Source organism: Stenotrophomonas terrae (genome assembly GCF_001431465.1).
In the GTDB taxonomy this organism is placed as follows: domain Bacteria; phylum Pseudomonadota; class Gammaproteobacteria; order Xanthomonadales; family Xanthomonadaceae; genus Stenotrophomonas; species Stenotrophomonas terrae.
This window is the reverse complement of the sequence record NZ_LDJJ01000017.1, coordinates 174,758-199,645: the sequence shown is the minus strand read 5'-3', so window position 1 is coordinate 199,645 and position 24,888 is coordinate 174,758. Positions and strand designations below refer to the sequence as shown.

Here is a 24,888-nt window from a genome sequence, read left to right as displayed (position 1 = left end):
CGGAAACCCGTCAAGCCTACCGCAAAAATCAGCACAATTTTGCGGTGCACCAAACCTGAAACAGTTGCATTTGAATGTTGTCTGGCGGCTGTCCTTTTGGACAGGAATACATGCTGGATAGGTCATTCGCGGACCTGTAGTGCCGAGCCATGCTCGGCAGAGGCGTTACCGGTAATGCCCCATGCCGAGCATGGCTCGGCACTACAGGTGAGGCGAAATGCCGAGCACGGCTCGGCACTACACCTGCCCTTGCGCCGATGGCGCAAGGGCAGGCAACACGTCAGCGCTTCTTGCCGGCTTCCGCACCCAACCAACGGTCAAGCCAATCTTCGCTTTCAGCCAGCATCGTCATGATCGATTCGCGTGCGCGGTAACCGTGCGATTCGTTCGGCAGCATCACCAGCCGCGCGGTGCCGCCCAAGCCCTTCACCGCTGCGAACATGCGCTCGCTCTGGATCGGGAAGGTGCCGGAGTTGTTGTCGTCCACGCCATGGATGAACAGGATTGGGTCCTTGATCTTGTCGGCGTAATTGAACGGCGACATCTTCTGGTACACGTCCTGCGCCTGCCAATAATTGCGTTCCTCGGCCTGAAAACCAAACGGCGTCAGCGTGCGGTTGTAGGCACCGGAACGCGCGATACCCGCCTTGAACAGACGCGTATGCGCCAGCAGGTTCGCGGTCATGAAAGCACCATAGGAATGGCCACCCACGGCAATGCGCTCACGGTCGCCAACACCGCGCTTCACCACTTCATCCACCGCCGCCTGCGCACTGGCAACCAGCTGCTGCACGTAGGTGTCGTTCGGCTCGGTGTCGCCCTCGCCGATGATCGGCATGGTCGGGTTGTTCAGCACCACATAGCCCTTGGCCAGGAAGGCCTGCGGCCCCCAATAGCTAATGGCGTTGAAGCGGTACTGCGAGCCGCTGACCTGGCTGGCATCGGCGGCGGATTTGAACTCGGCCGGGTATGCCCACATCAGCAGCGGGCGCGGACCATCCTTCCTGGGGTCGTAGCCAGGTGGCAGCAACAGGTCGGCGGTGAGTTCAACACCATCGTTGCGCTTGTAGCGGATCTGCTCCTTCTTCACGCCCTTCAGCTGCGGCAGCGGATGGGTAAAGTGGGTCAGTTCAACCGGCTGCGCATCCGCCGCCAAACCGCGGGCAAACAGATTGGCCGGCACGTCGTTGGATTCGCGGTACGTCAGGATGCGGCCGGCCTCGCCTTCGATGATGCCCAACGGCATTTCGTAATACGGCGCCTGCGAGTGGAACAGGCGCTCGCTCTTGCCACTGGCCAGATCAACGCGATCGAGGAAGGGACGGTCACCTTCGGCCGACGCGCCGTCACCAATGCGGTAGAAGCCACTGCCATCGGCGGTGAGCTGCAGACGCGAGCGGCCGCCATCATCCATCTGCAGCAAGGGCTCGCCCGGGTCGCTGTAGCGGTCGTCTTCCGAACGCTGGACCAGCAGCGTCGCGGCCTGGTCCAGATGGTCCGGCGCGATCTTCCATTGCTTCATCTGGCGGTTCTTCCACCAGTACTCATCCAGCAGCGCCAACTCGCCGTTGGCCCAGGTAGCACCGGCATAACGCGAGCCCAGCTGCGCCAGCGTCACCGGCGGCTTTTCAAACGGCGCGGCCTGCATCAGCACCGCATCGCGCACCTTGGCCTCGCGCGACGGGTCGCCGCCATCCTGCGCTTCGGCCCATACCAGGGTTGCCGGCGCATCGGCACGCCAGCTGATCGAACGCACGCCGGTGGGCACTGCATCGTTGCCGGTCGGCAAGCCATCCACCAGCGGCAGACGTGCCACCGTATGCACCAGCTTGCCCTGCGCATCCAGCACCTCGATATGGCGCGGGAAGCGGCTGACCGGCACCGCATAGGAGAACGGCCGCTGCACGCGCTGGCTCAGCAGGTAGCTGCCATCCGGCGAGGCCGACAGGCCCAGGTAAATGCCCGCAGCGCCGACCGGCTTGCTGTCACCGCTGATCGACACCCGTACCGGTTGTGCCTGCATGTAATACGCGAACAGGCGCGCGTCGTCCTCGTTCTTCAGCAGATCCTGATAGGTACGTACCGAACGCACGCCCTGACCGGCTTCGGTCTGCTGCACCGCCGGCCCGGTGGGAATGCCGTCGCCCTGCGGCGGCTCGCCCTGCCCGGCCGGACGCTGCAGCACCAGCAGCGCGTCGCTGCCCGGCAGCCAGCTGTAGCCATTGCCGACGATGCTGTTCAGCCGCTCGGCGATGCGCCGTGCATTGCCGGTCTGCACATCCACCAACCACAGCTCGTTGCTGCCCGTGGCCGGGTCCAACTGGTTGAAGGCCAGGTACTTCTGGTCCGGCGACCAGGCCAGCGACGCCACCGACAAGGGCTGCGGCAAGCCGGTGATCTGGCGCTCCTTGCCATCAAGGGTGGACGCCAGCCATAGCTTGCTGCCAAACGAGAAGCGGCTGTCGGAGACAGTCTTGGGATTGATGCGCAGCCCGGCCAGCTTCAGCTCCGGGGCCGCCACCTGGGCGATGGAGGGCAGAGCCGGGGTCTGCAGCAGCGCCGTCAGGTCGCGCTTGGGCGACAGGTACAGGCTGGGCGCGCGCGGGGCGTCCACCACGGCCTGCAGCGCGGCCGACGGCAGGCGGTAGCCCTCCCCCTGCTGCGCCCCCTTCTGCACCGGCGGGGCCAGCGCCATGGCCGGCGGAACCGCCAGCAGCAGGCCGGCGCACAGCACCAGGGCCGCAGAAGCGCGGCGATGGCGGCGGGAAGACAGGTTCATGGCGCAATCCTATTGAACGGAAACAATCGTCCAACTTAACAATCCCCATCGCCGCTGGCCCCTGCCTTTGGTTGGGCCAGCAGCACAGGCATCCCGGCGCGATATAATGACCGGCCCGTTCCGAGGGGCGCTGCGACCGTTGGGTGGACCCGTCCACTACAGCCCGTGTTCCTGCACGGACTTCCCAAACGGCCAGGCTCGGACGGCTTTCACGCAACAACGGCGCCCGGCGAACGCGAGCCTGCTCGCACCACACCGGAGCTATAAATGAACGCTGTTGCCAATACCTTCTCGCAGGAAGGTGATTACAAGATCCGCGATATCTCGCTGTCCGATTGGGGCCGCAAGGAACTGGACATCGCCGAGCACGAAATGCCGGGCCTGATGTCGATCCGTCGCAAGTACCAGGCCGAGCTGCCGCTGAAGGGCGTGCGCGTGACCGGTTCGCTGCACATGACCATCCAGACCGCAGTGCTGATCGAAACCCTGAAGGACATCGGCGCCGACGTGCGCTGGGCCTCATGCAACATCTTCTCGACCCAGGACCACGCTGCCGCCGCGATTGCCGCCACCGGCACGCCGGTGTTCGCCTGGAAGGGCGAGTCGCTGGAAGAATACTGGGACTGCACCCTGGACGCGCTGACCTTCACCCTGGCCGACGGCACCCTGACCGGTCCGGAGCTGGTGGTCGACGACGGTGGCGACGTCACCCTGCTGATCCACAAGGGCTATGAGCTCGAGAACGGCAGCAACTGGGTCAACGAGCCGGCTTCCTCGCACGAAGAACAGGTCATCAAGAACCTGCTCAAGCGCGTTGCCACCGAGCGCCCGGGTTACTGGGCCCGCGTGGTCAAGGATTGGAAGGGCGTCTCCGAAGAGACCACCACCGGCGTGCACCGCCTGTACCAGCTGGCCCAGGCCGGCACCCTGCTGATCCCGGCGATCAACGTCAACGACTCGGTCACCAAGAGCAAGTTCGACAACCTGTACGGCTGCCGCGAATCGCTGGCCGATGGCCTGAAGCGCGCAATGGACGTGATGCTGGCCGGCAAGGTTGCCGTGGTCTGCGGCTACGGCGACGTGGGCAAGGGCTGCGCGGCTTCGCTGCGTGCCTATGGCGCGCGCGTGGTGGTCACCGAAATCGACCCGATCTGCGCCCTGCAGGCGGCGATGGAAGGTTTCGAGGTCAACACCATCGAATCCACCCTGGGCCGTGCTGATCTGTACGTCACCACCACCGGCAACAAGGACATCATCCGCATCGAGCACCTGAGCGCGATGAAGGACCAGGCCATCGTCTGCAACATCGGCCACTTCGACAATGAGATCCAGGTCGATGCGCTGGTGGGCTACAAGGGCGTGCAGCACGTCAACATCAAGCCGCAGGTGGACAAGTACATCTTCCCGAACGGTAACGCGATCTTCCTGCTGGCCGAAGGCCGTCTGGTCAACCTCGGCTGCGCCACCGGCCACCCGAGCTTCGTGATGTCCAACTCGTTCGCCAACCAGACGCTCGCACAGATCGACCTGTGGGCGAACAAGGACAGCTACGAGAACAAGGTGTACCTGCTGCCGAAGAAGCTGGACGAAGAAGTCGCCCGCCTGCATCTGGAAAAGATCGGCGTCAAGCTGACCACCCTGAGCCAGGAACAGGCCGATTACATCGGCGTGCCAGTCGACGGCCCGTTCAAGCCGGACCATTACCGCTATTGATCGGCAAAGCCTTTGCTCAAGCTCCTCTCCCGTTCACGGGAGAGGGGTTGGGGTGAGGGCAGCTTTTAGCCGGTAAAGCCCCTTGCCGAGCATGGCTCGGCACTACAACAGCTCTCCCACTTCTGCGGGGAAAAGGGTTGGAGCAAGGGCAAGCTTGCAAAGAACGGGCGCCGCGAGGCGCCCGTTCTGTTTGCGGCACAATCAGCCCATCACGCTTGCCTGCCGCCGCCATGACCACGCACGTTCCCGATGCCATCAGTACGCAGCTCGCCCTCGCCTGCTCGCTGATCCAGCAGCAGCTGGGCCGCACGCTGCTTGCCATCCATCTGTACGGCTCCGCGCTCGACGGTGGCCTGAAGCCCCTCAGCGATATCGATCTGCTGGTATTCGTGAGCCAACGCCCAGACCCAGCCACCTTGCGTCACCTGCAAGCAGAATTGCTCACTGTCTCCGCCCCACCCGGCCAACATCCCACGCTGCGCGCATTGGAAGTCACCCTCATCGCACGGGGTGAAGTCACGCCCTGGCAGCATCCGGCACGGCGCGAGCTGCAATTCGGCGAATGGCTGCGGCAGGACATACTTGCCGGCATTCTGGAGCCACCCACGCAGGACCCCGATCTCGCCATTCTCCTGACCAAGGCACGCCAGCACAGCATCGCCCTGCACGGCCCGGACATCACCGAGCTGCTGCCGCCCATCCCGGCAGGCGACTTCCAGCAGGCACTGGCCGACACATTGAAGCTGTGGAATACGGTAGAGGACTGGCACGGCGAAGAAGCGAACATCGTGCTCACCCTGGCGCGCATCTGGTACAGCGCGCAGACGGGAACCATTGCACCGAAGGATGTCGCCGCGGACTGGCTGCTGCAGCATCTGCCGGAACAGCATCACGCCGTTGTAAGGCAGGCGCGGCAGGCGTATCTCGCCCCGACCGCTAGCACGCCCCACTGGCCTGCTATCCCACTGGCCGCTTTCATTCATGCAGCCAAGGCGCAGATCACCGAAATCCTGAAGACGAGCAACCACTGAGTCGCCAACAAGCGACGATTGCCGCATCATTGCCCAGCTTCTCTCCATCCAGGAAACGCAGATGACCAGCAGCGAAAAAGCCCAAGGCCCGGCATCCTACTTCCCGTCCATCGAGAAGACGTATGGAAAGCCGATAGAACACTGGCTGCAGCTACTGGACACCGTCAAGAACAAGAAGCACATGGAACAGGTGGCCTTCCTCAAAGAGCAACACAAGATCGGCCATGGCCATGCCAATGCGTTGGTCGCTTATCAACGCGCGCAGAACGGCAGCTGACAGGCAACCATCAAGCGCCCAACACGGCAGAACTCTCGATACACGCAAGCCCCTCCCTGGCAAGAAGCTCCAACATGCAGCCCACCGTCCTCGAGCGCCCAGGCTTTACCGTCATCGGTATGGAAGCCATCTTCCGCGAAGACGAGGATGGCTACGCACAACTCTGGCAACGCTTCATCCCGCGCGAGCATGAAGTCACAGGAAAGATCGATCCCGCCGTCAGCTACGGCGTCTGCATACCGCAGGCCGACGGCACGCTGCGCTACATCACCGGCTTTGAAGTGATCGAAGATACAATCGTTCCGGAAGCAATGACCCGCTTCCAGGTTCCCGCGCAACGCTATGCCGTGTTCACCCTTACCGGCACGGCACAGCAGATCAGCACAAGCTTCCAGGTGATCCACGACCACCTCCTGGCTGACCATGGGCTACAGGCGGAGCACGGTGTTGACCTTGAGCGCTACGACGCGCGCTTTGACGACCCGTTCGATCCTGCATCGCAGATGGAGCTGTACATCCCGGTCCGTTGATCGGCAACGCAGGCAGCTCGCACGCGATCTCCTGTCGTGGAAGAGTGCGTTTCAGCGGCCACATGCAATCCGGTCAACCAAAGCGAAGCGGACGCCGCACGGCGCCCGATTCGTATGTTCCCCAAGGTCAACCGCGATGAATGGAGACGCCGCCATCCACCAGCATCGCCGCGCCGGTCATGAAGGACGACTGGTCCGAGGCCAGGAACATTGCCGCTGCCGCAAGTTCACGCGGCTCGGCAATCCGCTTCAATGCATGCAACCGGGCCACTTGTGCCATCGCTTCCGCTGTTCCATTCATTTCATGTGCCATCGGGGTGTCGGTGCCGCCAGGCAACAAGGCGTTCACCCGCAGCCCCTGCGGCCCGAACTCCGATGCCAATGCCTGGGTCAGGCCGATGATGCTGGACTTGCTGGCCGCATACGCAGCAGCACCAGCAAAGCCGACGGTGTGGCCGACGACGGTTGAAGTGAATATCAGGCTGCCAGCTCCACCGCGCAGCATCGCTGGCACCTGGTGTTTGGCCGCCAGGAACATCGCGGTGAGATTGGTGTCCAGCGTGCGCTGCCAATCAGCCAGCTCCAGCTCCGGCGTCGGTCCCAATGGCCCCATCGTGCCTGCGTTGTTGAAAGCGACGTCCAGTCGGCCATGGCGGCTTAAAGCCAACTCGACCAGGGCTCGTGCATAGCGTTCTTCGCAGACATCACCGGGCAGGCAAACCGCGCTGCCGCCACTGCTGGCAATCTCCGCAACAAGCCGATCCAGTTCGACGGCACGACGCGCGCCCAACACAAGCGCCGCACCTTCAGCGGCGAACAACAATGCTGCAGCACGGCCAATGCCGGAACTGGCGCCGGTGATGATCACAACCTTTCCCTGTAACTGCTTCATGTAAGCTCCAATCAACGAAGGAACTGCATGCTGCAGCCACGACGGCAGCGTTGCCCGTCAGATTCGGACAGCTAAGTAGTTGCACCAACGCCGCAACCGGAATCAACGCACGATGGCTGGTTTCACGCCGCAGGAGACTACATGAGCGACTTCACCGATGTGCGTTTCACCCTCGCAGTACAGGACCTCGCCAAGTCCACCGACTACTATGCTTCGGTGCTGGGCCTGCAGATCGACTTCACCGCGCCCGGCTGGAGTTTCATGTCACGCGGCAGCTTCCGGGTGATGCTGGGCGAGTGCAGCGACGCAATACCGCCGCACACGCTCGGCGACCACTCCTGGTACGGCTATATCACCGTGTCGGACGCCAGCACCCTGTTTGACGAGTACCGAACGGCAGGCGCGGAGTTCACCCAGCCGCTGGCCGACAAGCCCTGGGGCATGCGCGAGTTCGGAGTACGCACGATCGACGGCCACAGGATCATGTTCGGCCAGGAGCTTTGAGATTTCCCCTCAAAGCCAGCAGCCCCCGGCGGTTGTAGGAGCGGCGTAAGCCGCGAAGCTGACACATCGTCAGATCGCAAGGATATCCGTGGCTTCAGCACCATCTGCTTCGCGGCTAACGCCGCTCCTACAAAAGCGGCATTGCGGCTCACCCCGACATTTGCTTTTTTGTGGGAGCGGCGTCAGCCGCGAAGCTGATGCTCCATCAGATCGCACGGAATTCTGGACCCTCAGCAACACCAGCTTCGTGGTTTACACCACTCCCACAACACGAAGCCCTCAGATCGCGCCCGACCGCAGCCGCAGGCTGCCCAACACCTGGTCCCATAGCCCAAGCGCTTCTGCATCATCGCGGAATGCCGGTGCCTGCGCCTTGTCCTCGGTCAGCAACTGCAGCGACAGGAATGGGAACTGCAGGGATTCCGCGCGCCCCTGTGATTCCCACAGGAAGGCATACATCCTGCGCCCGCCCTCTTCGGCACCGGCCAGTATTTCCTGCCCCTGGATAGGCCCGACATTGCGCTCGCCACGGCGCAGATTACGCATCCGCGCTGCAGCAGCTGCGTATTCCGGCGGCAGGTCGGAGGCGCGCTGCAACAGCGGTTGGTCCGGCTTGCCGGTGACATAGGACATCAGCGTCATGCGGGCACCCGGATAGGCGCGCGGACGCAGGCCGATGGTCATCTCCTCACTGTTGATGCGGTTGCCGGCAATGAAACCCGAATCGATGCAGAAACCCGCAGCGGTGGGAATGCTGTTGGGATCGCGGTAACTGATGCGCGGGCGCAGGGCGCGATAATTCTCGATGGCGGCCGGCAACTTCGCCGCCTCGGTTTCGCCACTGACCAGGTACTGCACGCTGTGCGCCGGGTCCAGCACGTACATCTCCTGCCGATGACCGGCGCGGCTGCTGTCGCTGACCCAGGAGGTGAGCAGCACGGCATCGTCGTCGAAGCGGATTTCACTCACCCACATGGACTCACCACTGCGATGGCGGGCCGCCTTCAGCGCCGCAGTCCGTGCAGCAACGCGCTGGCGGAATGCCTCGGCCGATACGCTGGTGCTGGTCTCAACCTTCTTGCGCGCATACACATAGCCTGGCTGGATCGCGGTAGCGGCAGGCACATCCAGCAGGAAGCGGCCAACACACAGTGTCTTCATTTCGGTTCCCCGTTGTATCGGTGCCGCGCCGGCAATGCCGCCCGAGGCAAAGGTCAGTAATGCCACCGCCAATACGCCACGCAGCGGTCGCCAGCTCATGAGTGCAACCAGCAGCTCATGCCCAGTCCGCGCTCTGCGCAAACCGCACGGCGGCATACAGCGTTGCCCAGCGTGTACGTTCGTCGTTGTAGCTGCCTTGATGGTCATAGCCTTTTTTACCCTTCAACGCGTATTGGCCACTGCCCAAACTGCCCTGGCGGAAACACCCTGCCACATGAGCTTTGGGTGCAGCACCTGAACATGCCGGGACTGTGCCATCACCGGGGTCACTTGGGTCGGCGATTTCCAGCTTGATCACCCCAACCGCACCCTGCAGCTTGATCTTGCCGTTGCGGTTGTCCGACATCGGCGTCACCGAATCCACGCCGGTCATGCTGCCGCCGCTCCAGGCCAGTGAGCCCCAAGCAAGTTGCTTGGCATCTTCGCCGTAATGCACGAAGGTCGGCGTGTGGTATTTGCGGGTGATGTCGCTATGGAAGGCACTCACCCCTTCGATATTGATCTGGAAGCTGGTGCGCGGTGACAGCGCCGGGCCGTCCTCCTCCTCGCGCGCCGATGCGGCCGCCGGCGCCGGTGCACTGGGGTCGAGCAGTTCGGTATTGCCCTCAGGAACCAGGCCATACCATTTGGTGTTGAGGTAGATCTCGTTGTAAGGATCGGCACCCACCGGTAGTTTCGGGCCGTTATCGCCCAGCTGCAGCCAGGGCGCGCCATCGTTGTAGTCGGCGCTAGGCAACAGCTCCAGACCACCCGGCGATCTGGCCAGAATCGCCACCACCTCGCCCGCATTGCGGCCGAGAATGATGCTGGATGCACCGGTATAGCCGGCGCGGCAATGGTGGTAAGTGGCTGCCGCACCCGTCGCCGGCATCACGCCATGCGAGATGCCCAGCAACTTGCCGTAGTTGTGCAGCTGCGATACCGCACGTGACACCAGCCCGCCCATGGAATGGGTAACCAGCAACACCTTCCGCGCGTTGATACCGCGCGTGGCGTAATACGGCAGGACCACCTTGTCGATGCGCTCGATGATGTCCTGCGCGGAACTGCGATTGCTCTGCAGCCAGTTGTAGCCGCCGGACCACACCTCGAAACGGTAGTGCGCCGCATGCTTGGCCTGCGCCAGCGTAAGCGCGGCATTACCACCAACCGTCTCACCGTATTCGGCAGGCGCACGCGCACCTTCCTCGGCCCACCACGGCTGCAGTTTGCCGGCCGACATCAGGTCATTGAGCTTGCGGTGCATCTCGGCCATGACCGGGTTGTAGGCAGAGCGCATCAACTGGCCCCAGCCGCGCTCACGCGCCAGCGCCTCGGGAATCATATCTTCGGCATCCAGCGAGCCGCCGTCGTCCACTTCCGAGGTCAAGGGATTCAACAAGCGCTGGCGTGTGGCCGCGCCGCGAAACAGGAATACGACCATCTGCCCGAGCGCGCCAAGCACTGCGCCCACCCCATCCAGATTCGGTGGCCTCCACACCGGATCGCCAGTGATCTTGGATTTCAGGTTGGTGCCCATGATGCCGGGCAGGAAAATGACCGGAATCACCGCATCGGTATCGGCCTCGACCACCTTGTCGCGCTTGTCCTTGACCTGGGTAAGGCGCGCACGCGCGACCGGCCGCCCATCCTCGTCCCAGTCTCCGCTGGGCAGCACAACGTCCTGTTTCTCTTCCATGCGCTAGACCTTCCCCAGAATCTTGATGAGCACCTCGTCGATGCCCTGCCCGCGCTGCCGCGGCAGGCGCCCCTGCGCATCGGTAACAACTTCGCTGCGCCCGCCATCGCCGCGGGTTATCTGCACCCGCGTATTGGGCATGGGCTCGCCCGTGGCCCGGTGCCGCACCACGTACACATCATCGAACTGCGCCTCGGGCCAACTGTTCATTTCAGTGGACAGGTGGGTGGCACCGAGGAAGCTTTTCTTGCTCGCATGCACGGTGATCTTGCCCGGGCAGTTGAAGCTGATGTTGCCACCTTCGATGGTGACGCTGGCGCCACCGGTGGTAGCGATATGCACGGTCTTGCCCGCCGTCAGCTCCACCACACCCTGCGCACTGGCGGCGCGCAGCGCTTGCCGCGATTGCAGCCGCACTTCATCGTGTTGTGCCTGCACGTTCAATTCATCGGTGCCGGCAACTACGCTCAAGGCATTGCCCGCGTCAGCGCCGCCTTCCACGGCGGTGGCCAACATGCCGATGGCCTGGCCCGAGTGCAGCCGCGCATCGCCCATCACAACGGTATCGCTGTCGCCACCGCTGGCCAGCAGCAGGCCTTCGCCGACCGACCAGTGCAAGGCCTGCCCTGCCACCTGCGCAATGCCCGCAGGCGCGGCGAACCCCAGCAAGGGATCACCGCTATGCGGCACCCGGCCGTCGCCTGCAGACGCTTGCCGTTGCACGGCCTCGCTGCTTGCCGCTTGATAGTCCGTACCCGCCACCGTGGTCTTGGCACTGGCCAGCATCGCCGCCAACGGCGCCTGATCGCCAACAATGGCCGAGCGATCCTTGCCGCGTGCGCCTTCTTCCATCGCCAAGGCACTGGTCAGATGCGTGTGCGCCGCTTGGTTGAAGCGCGTACTCAAGCCCTGCAGCTGATTGAGCAAGGCCGCTGGCTGCACGGCTTCACCGGCCGGGCTGGTGCTGCGATGCGCGTAGGCACTGAACCAGCCACCCGACGTTGCGCGCACCGCGCCCCAGGCGTCGCTGCGCAGTTCGAAACCGGTACCGCGCAGGCTGCCGAGGAAGTTGTCCGCTTGATGGCGCAGATGGCCAAGGCTCAACTGCGAGGTCTGCTGGCTGCTGGCCAACTGCACGCGCAGTTGTTGGTCGCTGTCATCGAACAACAGGTGATTGCTGCCCTCACCGCCCTCCCATTCGCGTGAGCGGATGCCCCAGACCGCGCCCGCGTTACGATGCGCATCATCACCCGCGCCCGCCGCATGCCATGCCGGCGCGTGGCCACCGCTCAAATTGGCTTGTGCGCTGGGCGTGCCATCGCGTGCCTGCGCATACGCGCTGTTGTCGGCATCGGCGCTGGCGCCGGCAGGCGTGGGCGCAACGCCCGCTTCGCCACGGCCGTTGTAGAGCGCGCCCAACACGATGGGCCTGTCGATATCGCCATCAAGAAAACCGACGAGCACTTCCTGGCCGATACGCGGCAGGAACTGCGCACCGACACCAGGACCGGCATAGCGCTGGGCCACCCGCAACCACGTCGTGTCGCCCTGCTCGTCCTGGAAATGGAAACGCACCCGCACCCGGCCCAGGCTGTCTGCATGCACATCCTGGCTGTTGCCGCCCTGCCCGGCGACAACCACCGCCGTCTGGTAACCCGGCACGGTGGGCCGTGGATTCAAACGATGGCCGTTGCCATCCTCCAAGGCCGGCCGCCACGGCAAGGACCGTTCGGTCGCCTTGAACCGGTTGGCGTAGCCAACTTTCTCCGCCTGTTGCCAAAGCCCGGCATCGCCGTCCGTCATCGAGGCAGCGCCGAGCGCATCATTCATGGCCTGACGTACATCGGTCGGCAGGTTGTTGATGCCGGCGTGTTCCACCTCCACCAACAACAGCTCGGGTGCGCTTTCAAACGGCGCTTGCTGCACTTCAAGCCAGGTGCCGGAGCAGAAACCCCGTACCGTGCCCTGCCCCTGCCAACTGCGGGCATGCACCTCATGCGCCTGCGCCTGCAGGCGCGCATACCAATCCGCAGCGCTGGCGTTGTTGAATGCATACGGGCCCACCGCGTCATAGCTTTCACGCTTGGAGGTGCTGCCGCCGCCGTCCAAAGGCAGCTGCGCGCTGATGCTGCGCATCTGGCGGTAATCATCACTGAGCAGACTCAGGCCAGTGCTGCCCAAGCCGCGACGCCGGCCCAGTGCCTGGATGCTGTCCGTGGTTTCGGTGGCATCACTGCGATGAAAACGCACACCGGCCGCGGCGCTGCTGGCATCCTGCGGCAGGCCCAGGCTGTCGGCAAAGATCTCCATGCCATTGCCGCAGGGCGCCTGTTCCTCGGCGTACAAACGCCACCCCAGCCCTTCCTCGGCCAATAGCCGCTGCAGGAAGTCCAGGTCACTCTCGCGGTACTGCACGCAGTAGCTGCGCACGCGCGTACCAATGAATTCGTCACAGCCCTCGGCCCAGCGCCAGTTGGCCAGGTCCGGATAGTCGGCAAGCACCGTGTCGACGATCTCGCGCACGCTCTTGTCTTGGAACACACGGCTGTGCCGCGCATGCTGCAGCCACCAGGTCCACGAGCGCAGTGACAGCCGGTAACGCACCAGCCCACCATCGCTGCCCATCCGCTGCGCCTGCGCGATCAAGCCGCTGCGTTGCTGCTCGCCACCATCGGCCATGCGCATCAGCAGCGTCGCCTGCGTGCCCAGCAACCCATCCAGCACAGCACCCTGATCGGTGGACAAGACATCCACATCCGTCTGCGCATGCGCAGACAGGCCATCGCGGCCCCACCAGCGTTCAACCATGCCCCCTTCAAATCCCGAGCATCGCCACTGGTACTGCCGCTGTGCATCACTCGGCGCAGCAATCTGCGCCATCAGGCTATTCAGCTTATCCATGCCAACCCAATGCCATTCCCGCCCACTATTCAGCAGACGCAATCAGATCCCCCAGTCCGAATCTATCAGAACTTTCCTATAGCCCGCGTTACGGGTTGGAGGGGCTGGATTGGGGGGAACAGCGGGAAATCTGCCGGAATTATTGGGCTTTGCTGCAAGCAAACAGGGAGGCATTTAGCCTGTTCACAAATGTATTGACAGCGAATCTTTGGCGATTTGAGCGACCAACATCACGTTTTCGCAACGGCTAAGACAACCATCAAGTCACGTCGTACCACCGGCCCAAGCTGGTACAACGCCCGCAGGTGCGTTGTACCGCCCACCAACAATCCATCAGATCAATACAGTTGTGTCTGGCCACGTCGACTAGGGATACCCACACCGCCTGCAGAACCGAAGCAGCCAGTTTCAGCATTGGTTACGCCGGGCATCTGTCGTTGACGTCCATGCCCCCAATCACCTCGTGAGCATTTGATATCAAAGACTGCTCGCATCCTGCTGGTCACGCTCGACCAGCGACTAGCCAGCTTTCACCTGGCCAGCAAAAAATTTGTATTTCGACTAGTAATGACCCACCCTCGGCGGCACCTTGCTTCGATACCAATCCATGCACTCTGGATCACGCTTGCATGTTTCCGCAGGGGTCCGCAATCCGTCGGGAAAATTCAAGTGGCCAGGATAATAACCAGAGGCATAAACCTTAACTTTCCGACCTGGAAAGAATGCCACCCACAGATAACCAGAGTGGATCATCGGATACGGGGGAACTTCAACTTCTTCTGTATACAGAGCATTTTTATCGCGCACGTACAGTGCGTCATCACTCCACTTTACTGTCACCTTCGTCCCGGGCTTCCAAGGATAAGGCAACGCAACACTTCCCGCAGAACCGTTGCCATTATTGTACGACTGAACAGCCCCACCCCAAGATCCATTTACATAGATTGATCCAATTGGCATATCGGTATAGTTCAACCCGGACAGACTAAGCCCAATCTCATCAGGCGCGGACTGGTGCGCGTCATTCTCACTTGCCTGGCATGCTGAAAGCGCTCCCAGAATACCCATGAGGAGAATAATCAGTCCCCTGTGCGGCTGAGCTTCGAATAGAGGCTTTAAAAGCCGACTGAAATTTAATCCCAACACAGAGCCTCCACTTAAACGATTGGAGCCGCAACAGGCTGCGGGTACGGCAAAGCCGAGCTGTGGATCGTCGTCGTGCGGGACGCGGGCGCCTGCGTTGCTGCGTCGCAAGCGATTGGCCCGAGTAGCGCTGCGTTAGTGAACAGCATTGCTTTAATGATTTCCATGATTTCCTTCGGCTGGAACGATGTTCCAGTGACTTCCTTGTTGCCGCCTGAGCAACGCCGCGCTTTGGCCCCTCCCCTTGCGCAGCAGGGGGAGGTTGGGAGGGGGTTGCTGCAGGCGTGCACAGCCTCAAAAGGCCCCCTCCGCAGCCCTCCCCTTCGCTGAGTGAAAGGGAGGGAGCAGAGCTACCGTCCCACCTACTCCGGCGAAGCAGTCTGCTTGCCCAATAGGCGCTCATAATCCGGCATCTCCGGCGTGGTGTGCCGCAGGTGCAGGTTGTGCAGGATGGCGTCGAAACGCTTTTCACTTTCCTCCAGCGGCGGCGGTTGCTGCTTCAGCTGCGGATAGGTCTGTTGCGACCAACCCTGCATCGTCATCGAAACGAAGGGCATCGCCTGAACGCCTTCAATCCCCGGCATGCCTGCATAAAGTTGATAGGTGCGCACACTGGGATCGAGTTTGGTATCGCCCTCGCGGGTGATGGCAATACCGGTTTTGTCGAAGCTCAAACCGCCGGCCAGAATTCCGCCCGGCTTGACAACGTCGCGCCGTTGCACGTCATCAGCCGGCATTGTCAGCAACACACCGGGATAGGCCAGGACCTGCCTCCAGTTGGAGATTGGCTGTTTGGCGATGCCTTCGCCCATCCCCGGTGCCGGCCGGTAGCCGGTGTCAATGCTGTAGGCGACATTGGGGCGGTCCACGTAACGGAACGAGGCGTGCGCGTGGTAATCGGTGGTGCCATCGTCGGCAAAGAACAGGCCCGGGAAACAAACACCGGGTTCGTCCGGCACTTCGCCGGGCGCGCGCAGCCGCATGCGTTTGATGTCGCGGCGGATCTTGGCCATGGCTTCCTCTCGGAGTGGATTCCCCTCCTCCGAGTTCACATAAGACACCAGCGAAATGACATTGCCATCCAATAGGACGCGTACGGCCAATCGGCCTGTGCCGCTTTCTGTTGCAAGTTCACCGGGAAAGCCGAAGTTGTGGATGCGTCGGTTGCGGGCGATCTTCAGCTCTTCTTTGGATTTCATAACGACTCGTTCGTATGCATCCACGACCAACTGACTATCACCTCGAGCGCGAGCTGCTGCTACCTCAGCCTCATCTCTCCGCACCGCGCTGGTCCACGCGGCAACGCTGGCGCCACGATCCGCGGTCTGATAGCGGTCACGATGCATCTCCATCACCTCTTCTGTGGCTGGCTGCGACACCATCACTCGCATTACCCCATAGCCCATGCGTTCACGACGATCACCAGGTACGTCATCCGGGAACAGCGGCGGCTCGTTGTCCTCCACCTTGCGCAGCGGATCCAGCGCCCATTCGATCGGACCATCCACCTCGAACACCAGACGTCCCAAGCACTCGCGGGTAGAACCTGGCGTCCAGGTCGGCGTGAAGTCGCGCGTTGTCTGCAGACGCGGCATATGCTGCTGTAGACGCTCTTCAAGCACCGGCCCGGAGCGAGGCACCGACGGCGACGTTGAGGCATCGCAGCCTGCCGGGCCGAGCAGCGTTGCGGAGGTGATCAATAGTGCTTTGACGATCTTCATGATCTCTCTTGGTTGGAACGATGTTCCAGTGACTTCCTTGTTGCCGCCCGAGCAACGCCGCGCCTGGACCCCTCCCCTTACGAAGCAGGGGGAGGTTGGGAGGGGGTTGCTGCAGGCGTGCACAGCCTCAAAAGCATCCCTCCCCAGCCCGCCCCTTCGCTACGCGAAAGGGAGGGAGCAGAGCTGCTGCCTCGCCTACTCTGGCGAAGCAGGCTGCTTGCCCAATAGGCGCTCGTAATCCGGCATCTCCGGCGTGGTGTGTCGCAAGTGCAGGTTGTGCAGGATGGCGTCGAAACGCTTTTCACTTTCCTCCAGCGGAGGCGGTTGCTGCTTCAGCTGGGGATAGGTCTGTTGCGACCAACCTTGCATCGTCATCGAAACGAAGGGCATCGCCTGAACGCCTTCAATCCCCGGCATGCCTGCATACAACTGGTAAGTGCGCACACTGGGATCGCGCTTGGTATCGCCCTCGCGGGTGATGGCAATACCGGTTTTGTCGAAGCTCAGCCCTCCGGCCAGAATTCCGCCCGGTTTGACAACATCGCGCCGCTGCACATCATCTGCCGGCATTGTCAGCAGTACACCGGGATAGGCCAGAACCTGCCTCCAGTTGGAGATAGGCTGTTTGGCGATGCCTTCGCCCATTCCCGGTGCCGGTCGATAGCCGGTATCGATGCTGTAGGCGACATTGGGGCGGTCCACGTAACGGAACGAGGCGTGCGCGTGATAATCGGCGGTGCCATCGTCGGCGAAGAACAAACCAGGGAAACAGACACCGGGTTCGTCCGGCACTTCCCCGGGCGCGCGCAGCCGCATGCGCTTGATGTCGCGACGGATCTTGGCCATTGCTTCCTCTCGAAGCGGGTTGCCCTCCTCCGAGTTCACAGTGGACACCAGCGAAATGACATTGCCACCCAGTAGCGCGCGTACGGCCAATCGGCCGGTGCCGCTTTCTGTTGCAAGCTCCCCGGGAAAACCGAAGTTGTGGATCCGTCGGTTGCGGGCTGTTTCCAGCTTTTTCTTGGCCTCCTCAACCTGTAACTCGTACCAACCAACTGTCAATTCGCTATCACCTCTGGCGCGCGCCTCCTCAACAATAGCCTCTCGCTTCTGCACGCCTCTTGTCCACGCCGCGACGCTGGTACCGCGATCCGCAGTCTGATAACGGTCACGATGCATCTCCATCACCTCTTCTGTGGCTGGCTGCGAGACCATCACTCGCATTACCCCGTAGCCCATGCGTTCACGACGATCACCAGGTACGTCATCCGGGAACAGCGGCGGCTCGTTGTCCTCCACCTTGCGCAGCGGATCCAGCGCCCATTCGATCGGACCATCCACCTCGAATACCAGTCGTCCCAGACACTCGCGGGTAGAACCTGGCGTCCAGGTCGGCCTGAAATCGCGCGTTGTCTGCAACCGTGGCATATGCGGCTGCAGGCGCTCTTCAACCACAGGCCCGGAGTGAGGAACCGACGACGGGGTTGATGCATCACAGGCGACAGGGCCTACCAATAATGCCGAAACAAGTAGCAGTGTCCGTCCCGTTTCCATGTGTTCTTTCATCGCGTTAATGCCTCAAGCTTGAGTTGGCGCCGGCACGGTTTCAACCCGGGCGACCTGTACGTCATCATGCTGGACCTGATCGGTTTCAACGTTAGCCAGGATCGACAACGCAAAACCGGTGTTATTGCTTTCTTTAGCCAGCCAGCCTACGGGCAAAGCGCAGATAAAGCCCCGTACACCCACCGGAACACTTTCTGGTGCAGTACCGGCCACGCCTTGCGGGCGGGATTTGGCGTCATAACCAATCTCCCAGATCAGATGCCCGTCGTCGTCAGCTCGTTTTGCTTCACGCCAGAACAACGGATCAAATGGCATCCGAAATTTCAGCTTTCCGCGATTCTCCCCACTCGAACTTCCTATCGGCACATCATCTGGCTCCGGGTAACGCCATGTGGGCCAAAGCGCTGCGTTTATATTCAATACGTTGGCGGGGTTTTTCGAAACAACCCATGCCGGCATACTCCTAGGTATAAATGAGAATGCTGCCTCGTATGCCTTCGCGTTGTTGTCTGCGATTTTCTTTATAGCGGTTGTAGTTCCCGATGCAGCTGGCTGCTCCAACACAGCAGGCGTCAGCAAATCACGGGCGGGCTGAACACTACCGCCAGCATTCTCACCGAAAATATTCCGCCACAGGGACTTCCTAAACTCATGCACACGCGCAGAAACCCGCGACGTGCGCATCCCATCCAACTTCACCGTCACCTGTGGACCGCCAGCCACAATGACCGCCAGCTCCGAATCCCGCATTCCCAACATGCTGCGATCATTGATATTGGCACTACCCAGCACAGCCACATTGTCATCGGCAATCAGCAATTTGCTATGCACATAGATCTGTTCGGTAACCGACCGGCCGCTCGGCATAACCGCGTGATTGCGTAGGTTGAGCAACGTTACATAATCCGACCAGAATTCACCTGCATCATGCTCCAGAAGATCGTTCAACAACATCTCCTGCGCCTTCTTCAGTGCCTGCTCCTCGCTCAGCCCACCATGCTCCTGTTCATATCGCGCAACCAACGCGCGGCGCACGCAATTGACCAAGCTCTGGGTGCCATGCACCAGTGACTGCATGGTCAAATCCACCTGGCGCATAAGGGTGATCTGGTCCAGCATGCCTTCCGGGTGTACTGGCACCACCAGATAGACGTGGAACGGATTTCCTTCATTGATCGCACGCTCGATGCGCCGCGCCAGAGCCTTGTTGATCGGGTTGAGCAGCTTCGACTGGTATAGCGGTTTCGGTTGCGGGTTCTGCTGACTCGGCTTTTTCTTGCCCGCACGCTCCAGCACATCGACAACAGTGATGGTCTCGTGATTGCTGAGGATACGTCGCACGGCACGCTCAAATGCCTGATAGTCATCATCAAGCAGCACCTTACCCGTGTTCTGCCACTTCACCGTGGCCGGGTTGATGGTGTTGATCGGCCTATCCTTGATGCCCAACAACTCCGCGTACTTTTCATAGCCTTCCAAACCGCGGATGGAAACCATCGCACCCGCTGGCCCTGACAGTGGCTTGTCAGGCTCGTAGTCATCCACAAAGCCGGCGTTGTCGCTCTGAAAAAACTGGCCCTCGATATAAATGAACTGCTGGGCGCCGTGAATCGCCTTCAGCATTGCCTTCAGGCAGTTATTCTGCGCAGGCGCCTTGGCTTGCTCGGTGCCTGCCGCATGCTCCGCCCGCAGTAATTCTTCAGGAGCGCTACGCAATACCTGAACCCAGCAGCTTTTGTTGGCCGCCGCACCCGCAACCACATTCTTTGGTCTGTGCTGCGGCTCGATGTTGGCTACATTCGCTCGCGAAGGCGTCACGATATTGAAAAGCAGCATGAAGTAACGCACCAAGGGCTGGTGGCGATTGGCGGAGTAGGTTCCCCGATACGCCTGCGCGACCGCATTCCAACGTTGAGTGAAATTTCGGCTGAGGTCATGAACCGCCGGACCCTCGATGCCGCAATGCACGTCATGCCAGGGCTGCCGGGGCTGGCGCTCCGGGTCGATCATGCGGTTCTGGCCCGGGTGCTGCTGTAGCGGCTCGTCGAACAAACGGTCATAGCGCTCGAACTTACCAATCCACTCGCTGGACATGCTAACCAATACGCCAACGAGAGCGTTTACCGCATCCTCGACCAACGCGAAGATCTCTTTCTTGTAAGGAAGTTGGGAGACATCGACCCCGAGCAGCAGATCCCACATCAGGTCAACACTCTGCCTGAACTCCTGGCCGCCTTTCTCCCAGAGCCTGCGTATTTCACGCCGCTGCGGAGATGGCACCTGGTTCCAAAGCCACTGTTGGGCCTCGGTGACTTTGGCCTCGCCATACTCCAAAGCCTTAGCGCCCTCCCCTTCCAACGGGTTATGGCGATCGACGAAGTCTTTTACGTCATCGTTCCGATCACTCATCCAGTCGCTTATGCCTTTTTTGAAATCGACTGTGCGCGCAAAGATGCCCCTTGTCGGCGTGAATGGAAACACCGCAATACCGCGCAATACCGGCAACAAACCAGCGATCAGCAGCTCCATCAGCGGCACACAGTCACTCAATTCCACCGCCGTTGGTTCCTTGATGGGCGGAATGTTCGGGGAATAGTATTCCCCCAAGGTCCGCCCCTCGGCCAACAGGCTATACGTGCCAGTCTCGCGCCTTCCGTAGGCCAGGTCGATACCACCAACGAACGCCTTCTTGTTATCAACCACTACCATTTTCTGGTGATGCGAGAAGAACGCGTTCAAGCTGCTCATGTCGCTCTGACCAAGCGCCGGCATGCAGTACGCACGGCCCTTCCTGGGCACTCTGTTGATCAGGCCCTGGCCGCCATTGAGATGGAACACCGCCATCATGGTATGCAGATAGCCGGTATCCACCGGCCCAGGCGGCGCCAACCACGGCATGACATAGACGGTGGCGCCGTTTTCCACAGCCTTGTCCAGGCAGGACAGCAACGTACTGCCGTCGCCCATCTGGACCGCGTAATTGATCTGCCAGCCGGCAATGAAGACGCTCTCTTGGGCATTGCTGATTTCACGAGCTACCCGTTTGAAGTAGCTGTCACCGCAAACAAAGAACTCGACATCATGGCCCGGCAGCGGCTGCCCAAATACCTCGGACCATTCGGGGAGCGCTGGATCGAGGACAACACTCTGGCCTTCGAACGCCTCGCCCAACTTGTCATCGGTATTGGTCAAGAACCAGCCCGGCTGCTCGTAGGCCCGCTGCGCCTTGCCGCTGTCATCAACAATCTGCGTTACCGTCCTTCTACCCGTCATGAGTCCCTTCCTTGCGCCAACGCGCTGTTGTTGCGTGGCAAATCAACGCTTTATGAGATCTTTCAACTTTGCCGATGTACCGCCTTGATCGAACCGCTCAAGCGCACTCCGCGCATAGTTCATTTCGCCTTGCTGACGGATGCCGACCATGTCGGTGCGTACCGCTGCGGTGAAGCCAGCGGCACCGAGTTCCATGCGCAGGCGTTGATCTTCATCCCAGTCACCCTTGTCACGCGCAACATCAATCTGTACCGAGTGACCGGGATACAACAGCCAAAGCTGGCTGGGTGAGCCAGCGTATTCCCGCGCCAACAGCTGCTGCTGCTCGTCGTCCAGCACAACATGGCCGTCAGCGTCGGTTACCCCCTCCAGCAGCACACGCTTTGCATCACGCAGAGCAGCGCCGGAGGGTTTGCCTCGGTTCCTGATGATTTTCCAGGACGTTTCCGCCAGCGGGTTTCCGGTTGGGCCAGGCATGTCCTGCAACCAGAAATCGAAATCCATCGGTTCCGGTGCGAAGCTGGGGACCGGGAAAGTTGGTAGTTCCCTCGCCAACTCGGCAGGCCCAACAAACGACTTCTTGCTCGCGTGCACCGTAATCGTGCCCGGGCAGTTGAACGTGATGTTCCCGCCTTCGATGGTGACGCTGGCGCCGCCCGAAGTAGCAATGTGAATCGTCTTGCCTGCTGCAATCTCCACCACGCCCTGCGCGCTGGCCGCGCGTAGCGCCTGCCGCGATTGCAGGCGCACTTCGTCGTGCTGGGCCTGCACGTTCAACTCGCCGGTGCCGGCCACCACGCTCAATGCATTTCCGCCTTCGGCGCCGCCCTCTACCGCACAGGCCAACATGCCGATGGCCTGCCCGGCGTGCAGGCGGGCGTTGCCCATCACCGCAGTGTCGCTGTCGCCACCGCTGGCCAGCAGCAGACCTTCGCCCACCGACCAGTGCAGGGCCTGCCCTGCGACGTGTGCGATGCCTGCGGGTGCGGCAAAGCCCAGCAGCGGGTCGCCGCTGTGCGGGACGCGGTCGCTGCCTGCTGTGGCTTGACGCTGCGCGGCTTCGCCGTTGGCGGCGTCGAATGCTGTGCCGGCTACCGTGGTTTTGGCGCTGGCCAGCATTGCGGCCAGCGGTGCCTGATCCGGCACGATGCTTGAGCGCTCCTTGCCACGTGCGCCCTCCTTCATCACCAGCGTGCTGGTCAGGTGGGTGCGTGCGGCTTGGCTGAAACGGGTGCTCAGGCTTTGCAGTTGGTTGAGCAGGGCCGCTGGCTGTACGACTTCGCCAGCCGGGGTGTCGTTGCGGTGCGCATAGGCGCTGAACCAAGCGCCGGAGCTGGCGCGTACCGCGCCCCAGGCGTCGCTGCGCAGTTCAAAGCCGGTGCCACGCAGGCTGCCGAGAAAGTTGTCGGCCTGGTGGCGCAGATGTCCAAGGCTCAGCTGCGAGGTCTGCTGGCTGCTGGCCAGCTGCACGCGCAATTGCTGGTCGCTGTCGTCAAACAGGAGGTGATTGCTGCCTTGGCCGCCTTCCCATTCGCGCGAGCGGATGCCCCAGACAGCGCCCGCATTGCGGTGGGCGTCGTCACCCGCGCCTGCGGCGTGCCATGCCGGCGCCTGCCCGCCACTCAGGTTGCCCTGCGCGCTACTGCTGCCATCACGTGCCTGCGTGTAAGCGCTGCGATCGGCATCGGCGCTGGCACCGGCAGGCGTAGGCGCAACGCCGGCCTCACCGCGGCCGTTGTAGAGCGCACCCAGCACGATGGGCCGGTCGATATCGCCATCCAGAAAGCCCACCAGCACTTCCTGGCCGATGCGCGGCAGGAATTGCGCGCCGACCCCGGGGCCGGCGTAACGCTGGGCAACGCGCAACCACGTGGTATCGGCCTCGCCATTCTGGAAATGGAAGCAGACGCGGATACGGCCCATGCTGTCCGCGTGCACGTCCTGGCCCTTGCCGCCGTGCGATGCCACCACGCGTGCGGTCTGGTAACCGGGCGCAGTGGGCCGCGGGTTGAGGCGCTGGCCGGTGCCGTCCACCAGTGCTGGCCGCCACGGCATCGCGCGTTCAGTCGCCTGGAAGCGGTTGGCGTAGCCCACCTTCTCGGCCTGCTGCCATAGCACGGTATCCGCATCGGCGGTGGGCGCCTTGCCCAGCGCCGCGTCCATTGCCTGGCGAACATCGGTGGGCAGGTTGTTGATGCCGGCGTGATCCACTTCGGTCAACAGCAGTTCCGGTGCTTCAGCAAACGGCGCCTGCTGTACCTGCAACCAGGTGCCGGATTGGAAGCCACGCACCGTACCCTGCCCCAACCAGGTGCGGCCATGCACTTCATGCGCCTGCGCCTGCAACTTGGCGTACCACGCTGCCGCAGCGGCATTGCTGAAGGCGTACGCACCCACCGGGTCGTAGCTTTCACGCTGGGATTGATCGCCGCCGCCATCCAGCGGCAGCTGCGCGCTGACGCCACGCACGGAGCGGTAGTCGTCACTGAGCAGGCTGATGCGGGTACTGCCCAGCGCACGCCGCCGCCCCAGCACCTGGATGCTGTCGCTGGATTCGGTGGCATCACTGCGATGGAAGCGCACACCAACCGTGGCACTGGCTGCATCCTGCGGCAGCGCCACGCTGTCGGCGAAGATCTCCATGCTGTTGCCGCAGGGCGCTTGTTGGTCCTGGCACAGACGCCAACCCAAGCCTTCCTCGGCAAGCAGCCGTTGCACGAATGCCAGATCGCTTTCGCGGTATTGCACGCAATAGCTGCGCACGCGCGAAGCAATGAAGTCTTCGCAACCCTCGGCCCAGCGCCAGTTGGCCAGATCCGGATAGTCCTCAAGCACGCTGTCCACAATCTGGCGAACCGTCTTGTCCTGGAACACGCGGCTATGCCGCGCGTGCTGCAACCACCAGGTCCAGGACTGCAATGACAAACGGTAGCGCACCAAGCCGCCATCACTGCCAATGCGGCTAGCAGATGCAATCAAGCCGCTGCGGCGTTGTTCGTCGCCCTGCGCGGTGCGCATCAGCAAGACTGCCGGCTTGGCGATCAGTGCCTGCAGATCAACACCCTGGTCAGTGGAAAGTACGTCCACCTCGGTAACGGCATGTGCGGACAAGGCATCGCGCCCCCGCCAACGTTCGACCACGTTGCTGCCAAAATCGTCGCACTGCAGTTGGTACTGGCGTTGTGCATTACCCAGCACAGCGACCTGCGCCATCAGGTTATTCAGCTTATCCATGCCTATTCCAGATGTGATGACTGTCTGCAATCTGCAGACACAAATCGGATTCCTTTCGCGGAATTTACCAGAAGTCGGCGGCGGGGGTTTTCACAGCGCCTGCATTGCAGCCACCGCCCCGGGCCCGGGCCTATCCATAGCGCCTGCTGCCAGCGCGCGGGGGTCAGACGCTTGATTTCAAAGGTTACCGATCAAACCGAAAGCCGCGAAAACGCTCACTGGCGCACTGTTTTCCGCGACTAATCCGCACAAAAGCCAGATTCGTCTCGAATGTCCGAACATGGGCATGTTCCGGAGGTCATCAGGCGCGTTGGACAGCCCATCTGCGCAGATCGAGCGCCGCCAGCACAATTGAGCGATGATCGGCTGGTCATTATCCGGATTCAGCCGTACCCAGCACTTCACCCCCCCGCGTTGCCCTGCAC

Annotated in this window: 14 protein-coding genes, 1 pseudogene and 1 riboswitch; of the genes and pseudogenes, 5 read left to right on the top strand and 10 right to left on the bottom strand. The window is 61.9% G+C overall.

Annotation, left to right across the window (positions count from 1 at the left end; all coding sequences use genetic code 11):
- Positions 1-280: 280 nt before the first annotated feature.
- A complete protein-coding gene (locus ABB27_RS06500; RefSeq protein ID WP_057627523.1) occupies positions 281-2,779 on the bottom strand; it encodes an alpha/beta hydrolase family protein in 2,499 nt (832 codons plus the stop codon).
- A gap of 116 nt (positions 2,780-2,895) precedes the next feature.
- Positions 2,896-3,014: riboswitch (S-adenosyl-L-homocysteine riboswitch) on the top strand.
- Between the two features lie 32 nt (positions 3,015-3,046).
- Here ABB27_RS06500 and ahcY point away from each other — a divergent pair.
- From ahcY to ABB27_RS06480, 4 genes are all read left to right on the top strand, one after another.
- Positions 3,047-4,492 carry an adenosylhomocysteinase gene (gene ahcY, locus ABB27_RS06495; RefSeq protein ID WP_057627521.1) on the top strand — a complete coding sequence of 482 codons (1,446 nt, stop codon included), beginning with the start codon at positions 3,047-3,049 and terminating at the stop codon, positions 4,490-4,492.
- A 230-nt stretch (positions 4,493-4,722) separates the two neighbouring features.
- A complete protein-coding gene (locus ABB27_RS06490) occupies positions 4,723-5,523 on the top strand; it encodes an aminoglycoside adenylyltransferase family protein (RefSeq protein ID WP_057627519.1) in 801 nt (266 codons plus the stop codon).
- A 61-nt stretch (positions 5,524-5,584) separates the two neighbouring features.
- Positions 5,585-5,800 (top strand): DUF4287 domain-containing protein, encoded by a 216-nt coding sequence (locus tag ABB27_RS06485; RefSeq protein ID WP_057627517.1) that lies wholly within the window; start codon positions 5,585-5,587, stop codon positions 5,798-5,800.
- A gap of 74 nt (positions 5,801-5,874) precedes the next feature.
- A complete protein-coding gene (locus tag ABB27_RS06480) occupies positions 5,875-6,330 on the top strand; it encodes a GyrI-like domain-containing protein (protein WP_057627515.1) in 456 nt (151 codons plus the stop codon).
- 127 nt (positions 6,331-6,457) lie between these two features.
- On the opposite strand, the gene ABB27_RS06475 is transcribed toward ABB27_RS06480, so the two are convergent.
- Positions 6,458-7,222 (bottom strand): SDR family oxidoreductase, encoded by a 765-nt coding sequence (locus ABB27_RS06475; protein WP_057627512.1) that lies wholly within the window; start codon positions 7,220-7,222, stop codon positions 6,458-6,460.
- 141 nt (positions 7,223-7,363) lie between these two features.
- Here ABB27_RS06475 and ABB27_RS06470 point away from each other — a divergent pair, with 141 nt between their 5' ends.
- On the top strand, positions 7,364-7,726 hold the full coding sequence (locus ABB27_RS06470) for a VOC family protein (RefSeq protein WP_057627511.1): 363 nt from the start codon (positions 7,364-7,366) through the stop codon (positions 7,724-7,726).
- Between the two features lie 279 nt (positions 7,727-8,005).
- Here the strand turns inward: ABB27_RS06470 and ABB27_RS06465 are convergent, their stop codons facing one another.
- The 8 genes and pseudogenes from ABB27_RS06465 to ABB27_RS06435 all read right to left on the bottom strand — a co-directional run bounded on the left by ABB27_RS06465 (position 8,006) and on the right by ABB27_RS06435 (position 24,463).
- Positions 8,006-8,986: a T6SS immunity protein Tli4 family protein gene (locus tag ABB27_RS06465; RefSeq protein WP_057627509.1), complete on the bottom strand. Its 981-nt coding sequence runs from the start codon at positions 8,984-8,986 to the stop codon at positions 8,006-8,008.
- Positions 8,987-9,002: 16 nt separating this feature from the next.
- The gene (locus tag ABB27_RS06460; RefSeq protein ID WP_057627507.1) at positions 9,003-10,625 is read right to left on the bottom strand and encodes an esterase/lipase family protein; all 1,623 of its coding nucleotides are present in this window, start codon (positions 10,623-10,625) and stop codon (positions 9,003-9,005) included.
- Positions 10,626-10,628: 3 nt separating this feature from the next.
- Positions 10,629-13,526: a type VI secretion system Vgr family protein gene (locus ABB27_RS06455; RefSeq protein WP_244479160.1), complete on the bottom strand. Its 2,898-nt coding sequence runs from the start codon at positions 13,524-13,526 to the stop codon at positions 10,629-10,631.
- Positions 13,527-14,087: 561 nt separating this feature from the next.
- Positions 14,088-14,594 carry a DUF3304 domain-containing protein gene (locus ABB27_RS19275; protein WP_083491174.1) on the bottom strand — a complete coding sequence of 169 codons (507 nt, stop codon included), beginning with the start codon at positions 14,592-14,594 and terminating at the stop codon, positions 14,088-14,090.
- Between the two features lie 437 nt (positions 14,595-15,031).
- Positions 15,032-16,390, bottom strand: coding sequence for a T6SS immunity protein Tli4 family protein (locus tag ABB27_RS06450; RefSeq protein WP_057627505.1), 1,359 nt, complete (start codon positions 16,388-16,390; stop codon positions 15,032-15,034).
- A gap of 195 nt (positions 16,391-16,585) precedes the next feature.
- Complete coding sequence (locus ABB27_RS06445) at positions 16,586-17,956, bottom strand: T6SS immunity protein Tli4 family protein (RefSeq protein ID WP_152984461.1); 1,371 nt, start codon at positions 17,954-17,956, stop codon at positions 16,586-16,588.
- A gap of 771 nt (positions 17,957-18,727) precedes the next feature.
- Positions 18,728-20,674, bottom strand: a pseudogene (locus ABB27_RS20475) (phospholipase D-like domain-containing protein); the annotation flags it as partial.
- A gap of 597 nt (positions 20,675-21,271) precedes the next feature.
- Positions 21,272-24,463 (bottom strand): type VI secretion system Vgr family protein, encoded by a 3,192-nt coding sequence (locus ABB27_RS06435; RefSeq protein WP_057627498.1) that lies wholly within the window; start codon positions 24,461-24,463, stop codon positions 21,272-21,274.
- Positions 24,464-24,888 lie beyond the last annotated feature (425 nt).

What these genes read in the sequence shown, in the direction of transcription:
- ABB27_RS06500 (WP_057627523.1), bottom strand. Translation starts at nt 2,779, where the DNA reads ATGAACCTGTCTTCCCGCCGCCATCGCCGCGCTTCTGCGGCCCTGGTG.
- ahcY (WP_057627521.1), top strand. Translation starts at nt 3,047, where the DNA reads ATGAACGCTGTTGCCAATACCTTCTCGCAGGAAGGTGATTACAAGATC.
- ABB27_RS06490 (WP_057627519.1), top strand. Translation starts at nt 4,723, where the DNA reads ATGACCACGCACGTTCCCGATGCCATCAGTACGCAGCTCGCCCTCGCC.
- ABB27_RS06485 (WP_057627517.1), top strand. Translation starts at nt 5,585, where the DNA reads ATGACCAGCAGCGAAAAAGCCCAAGGCCCGGCATCCTACTTCCCGTCC.
- ABB27_RS06480 (WP_057627515.1), top strand. Translation starts at nt 5,875, where the DNA reads ATGCAGCCCACCGTCCTCGAGCGCCCAGGCTTTACCGTCATCGGTATG.
- ABB27_RS06475 (WP_057627512.1), bottom strand. Translation starts at nt 7,222, where the DNA reads ATGAAGCAGTTACAGGGAAAGGTTGTGATCATCACCGGCGCCAGTTCC.
- ABB27_RS06470 (WP_057627511.1), top strand. Translation starts at nt 7,364, where the DNA reads ATGAGCGACTTCACCGATGTGCGTTTCACCCTCGCAGTACAGGACCTC.
- ABB27_RS06465 (WP_057627509.1), bottom strand. Translation starts at nt 8,986, where the DNA reads ATGAGCTGGCGACCGCTGCGTGGCGTATTGGCGGTGGCATTACTGACC.
- ABB27_RS06460 (WP_057627507.1), bottom strand. Translation starts at nt 10,625, where the DNA reads ATGGAAGAGAAACAGGACGTTGTGCTGCCCAGCGGAGACTGGGACGAG.
- ABB27_RS06455 (WP_244479160.1), bottom strand. Translation starts at nt 13,526, where the DNA reads ATGGATAAGCTGAATAGCCTGATGGCGCAGATTGCTGCGCCGAGTGAT.
- ABB27_RS19275 (WP_083491174.1), bottom strand. Translation starts at nt 14,594, where the DNA reads ATGGGTATTCTGGGAGCGCTTTCAGCATGCCAGGCAAGTGAGAATGAC.
- ABB27_RS06450 (WP_057627505.1), bottom strand. Translation starts at nt 16,390, where the DNA reads ATGAAGATCGTCAAAGCACTATTGATCACCTCCGCAACGCTGCTCGGC.
- ABB27_RS06445 (WP_152984461.1), bottom strand. Translation starts at nt 17,956, where the DNA reads ATGAAAGAACACATGGAAACGGGACGGACACTGCTACTTGTTTCGGCA.
- ABB27_RS06435 (WP_057627498.1), bottom strand. Translation starts at nt 24,463, where the DNA reads ATGGATAAGCTGAATAACCTGATGGCGCAGGTCGCTGTGCTGGGTAAT.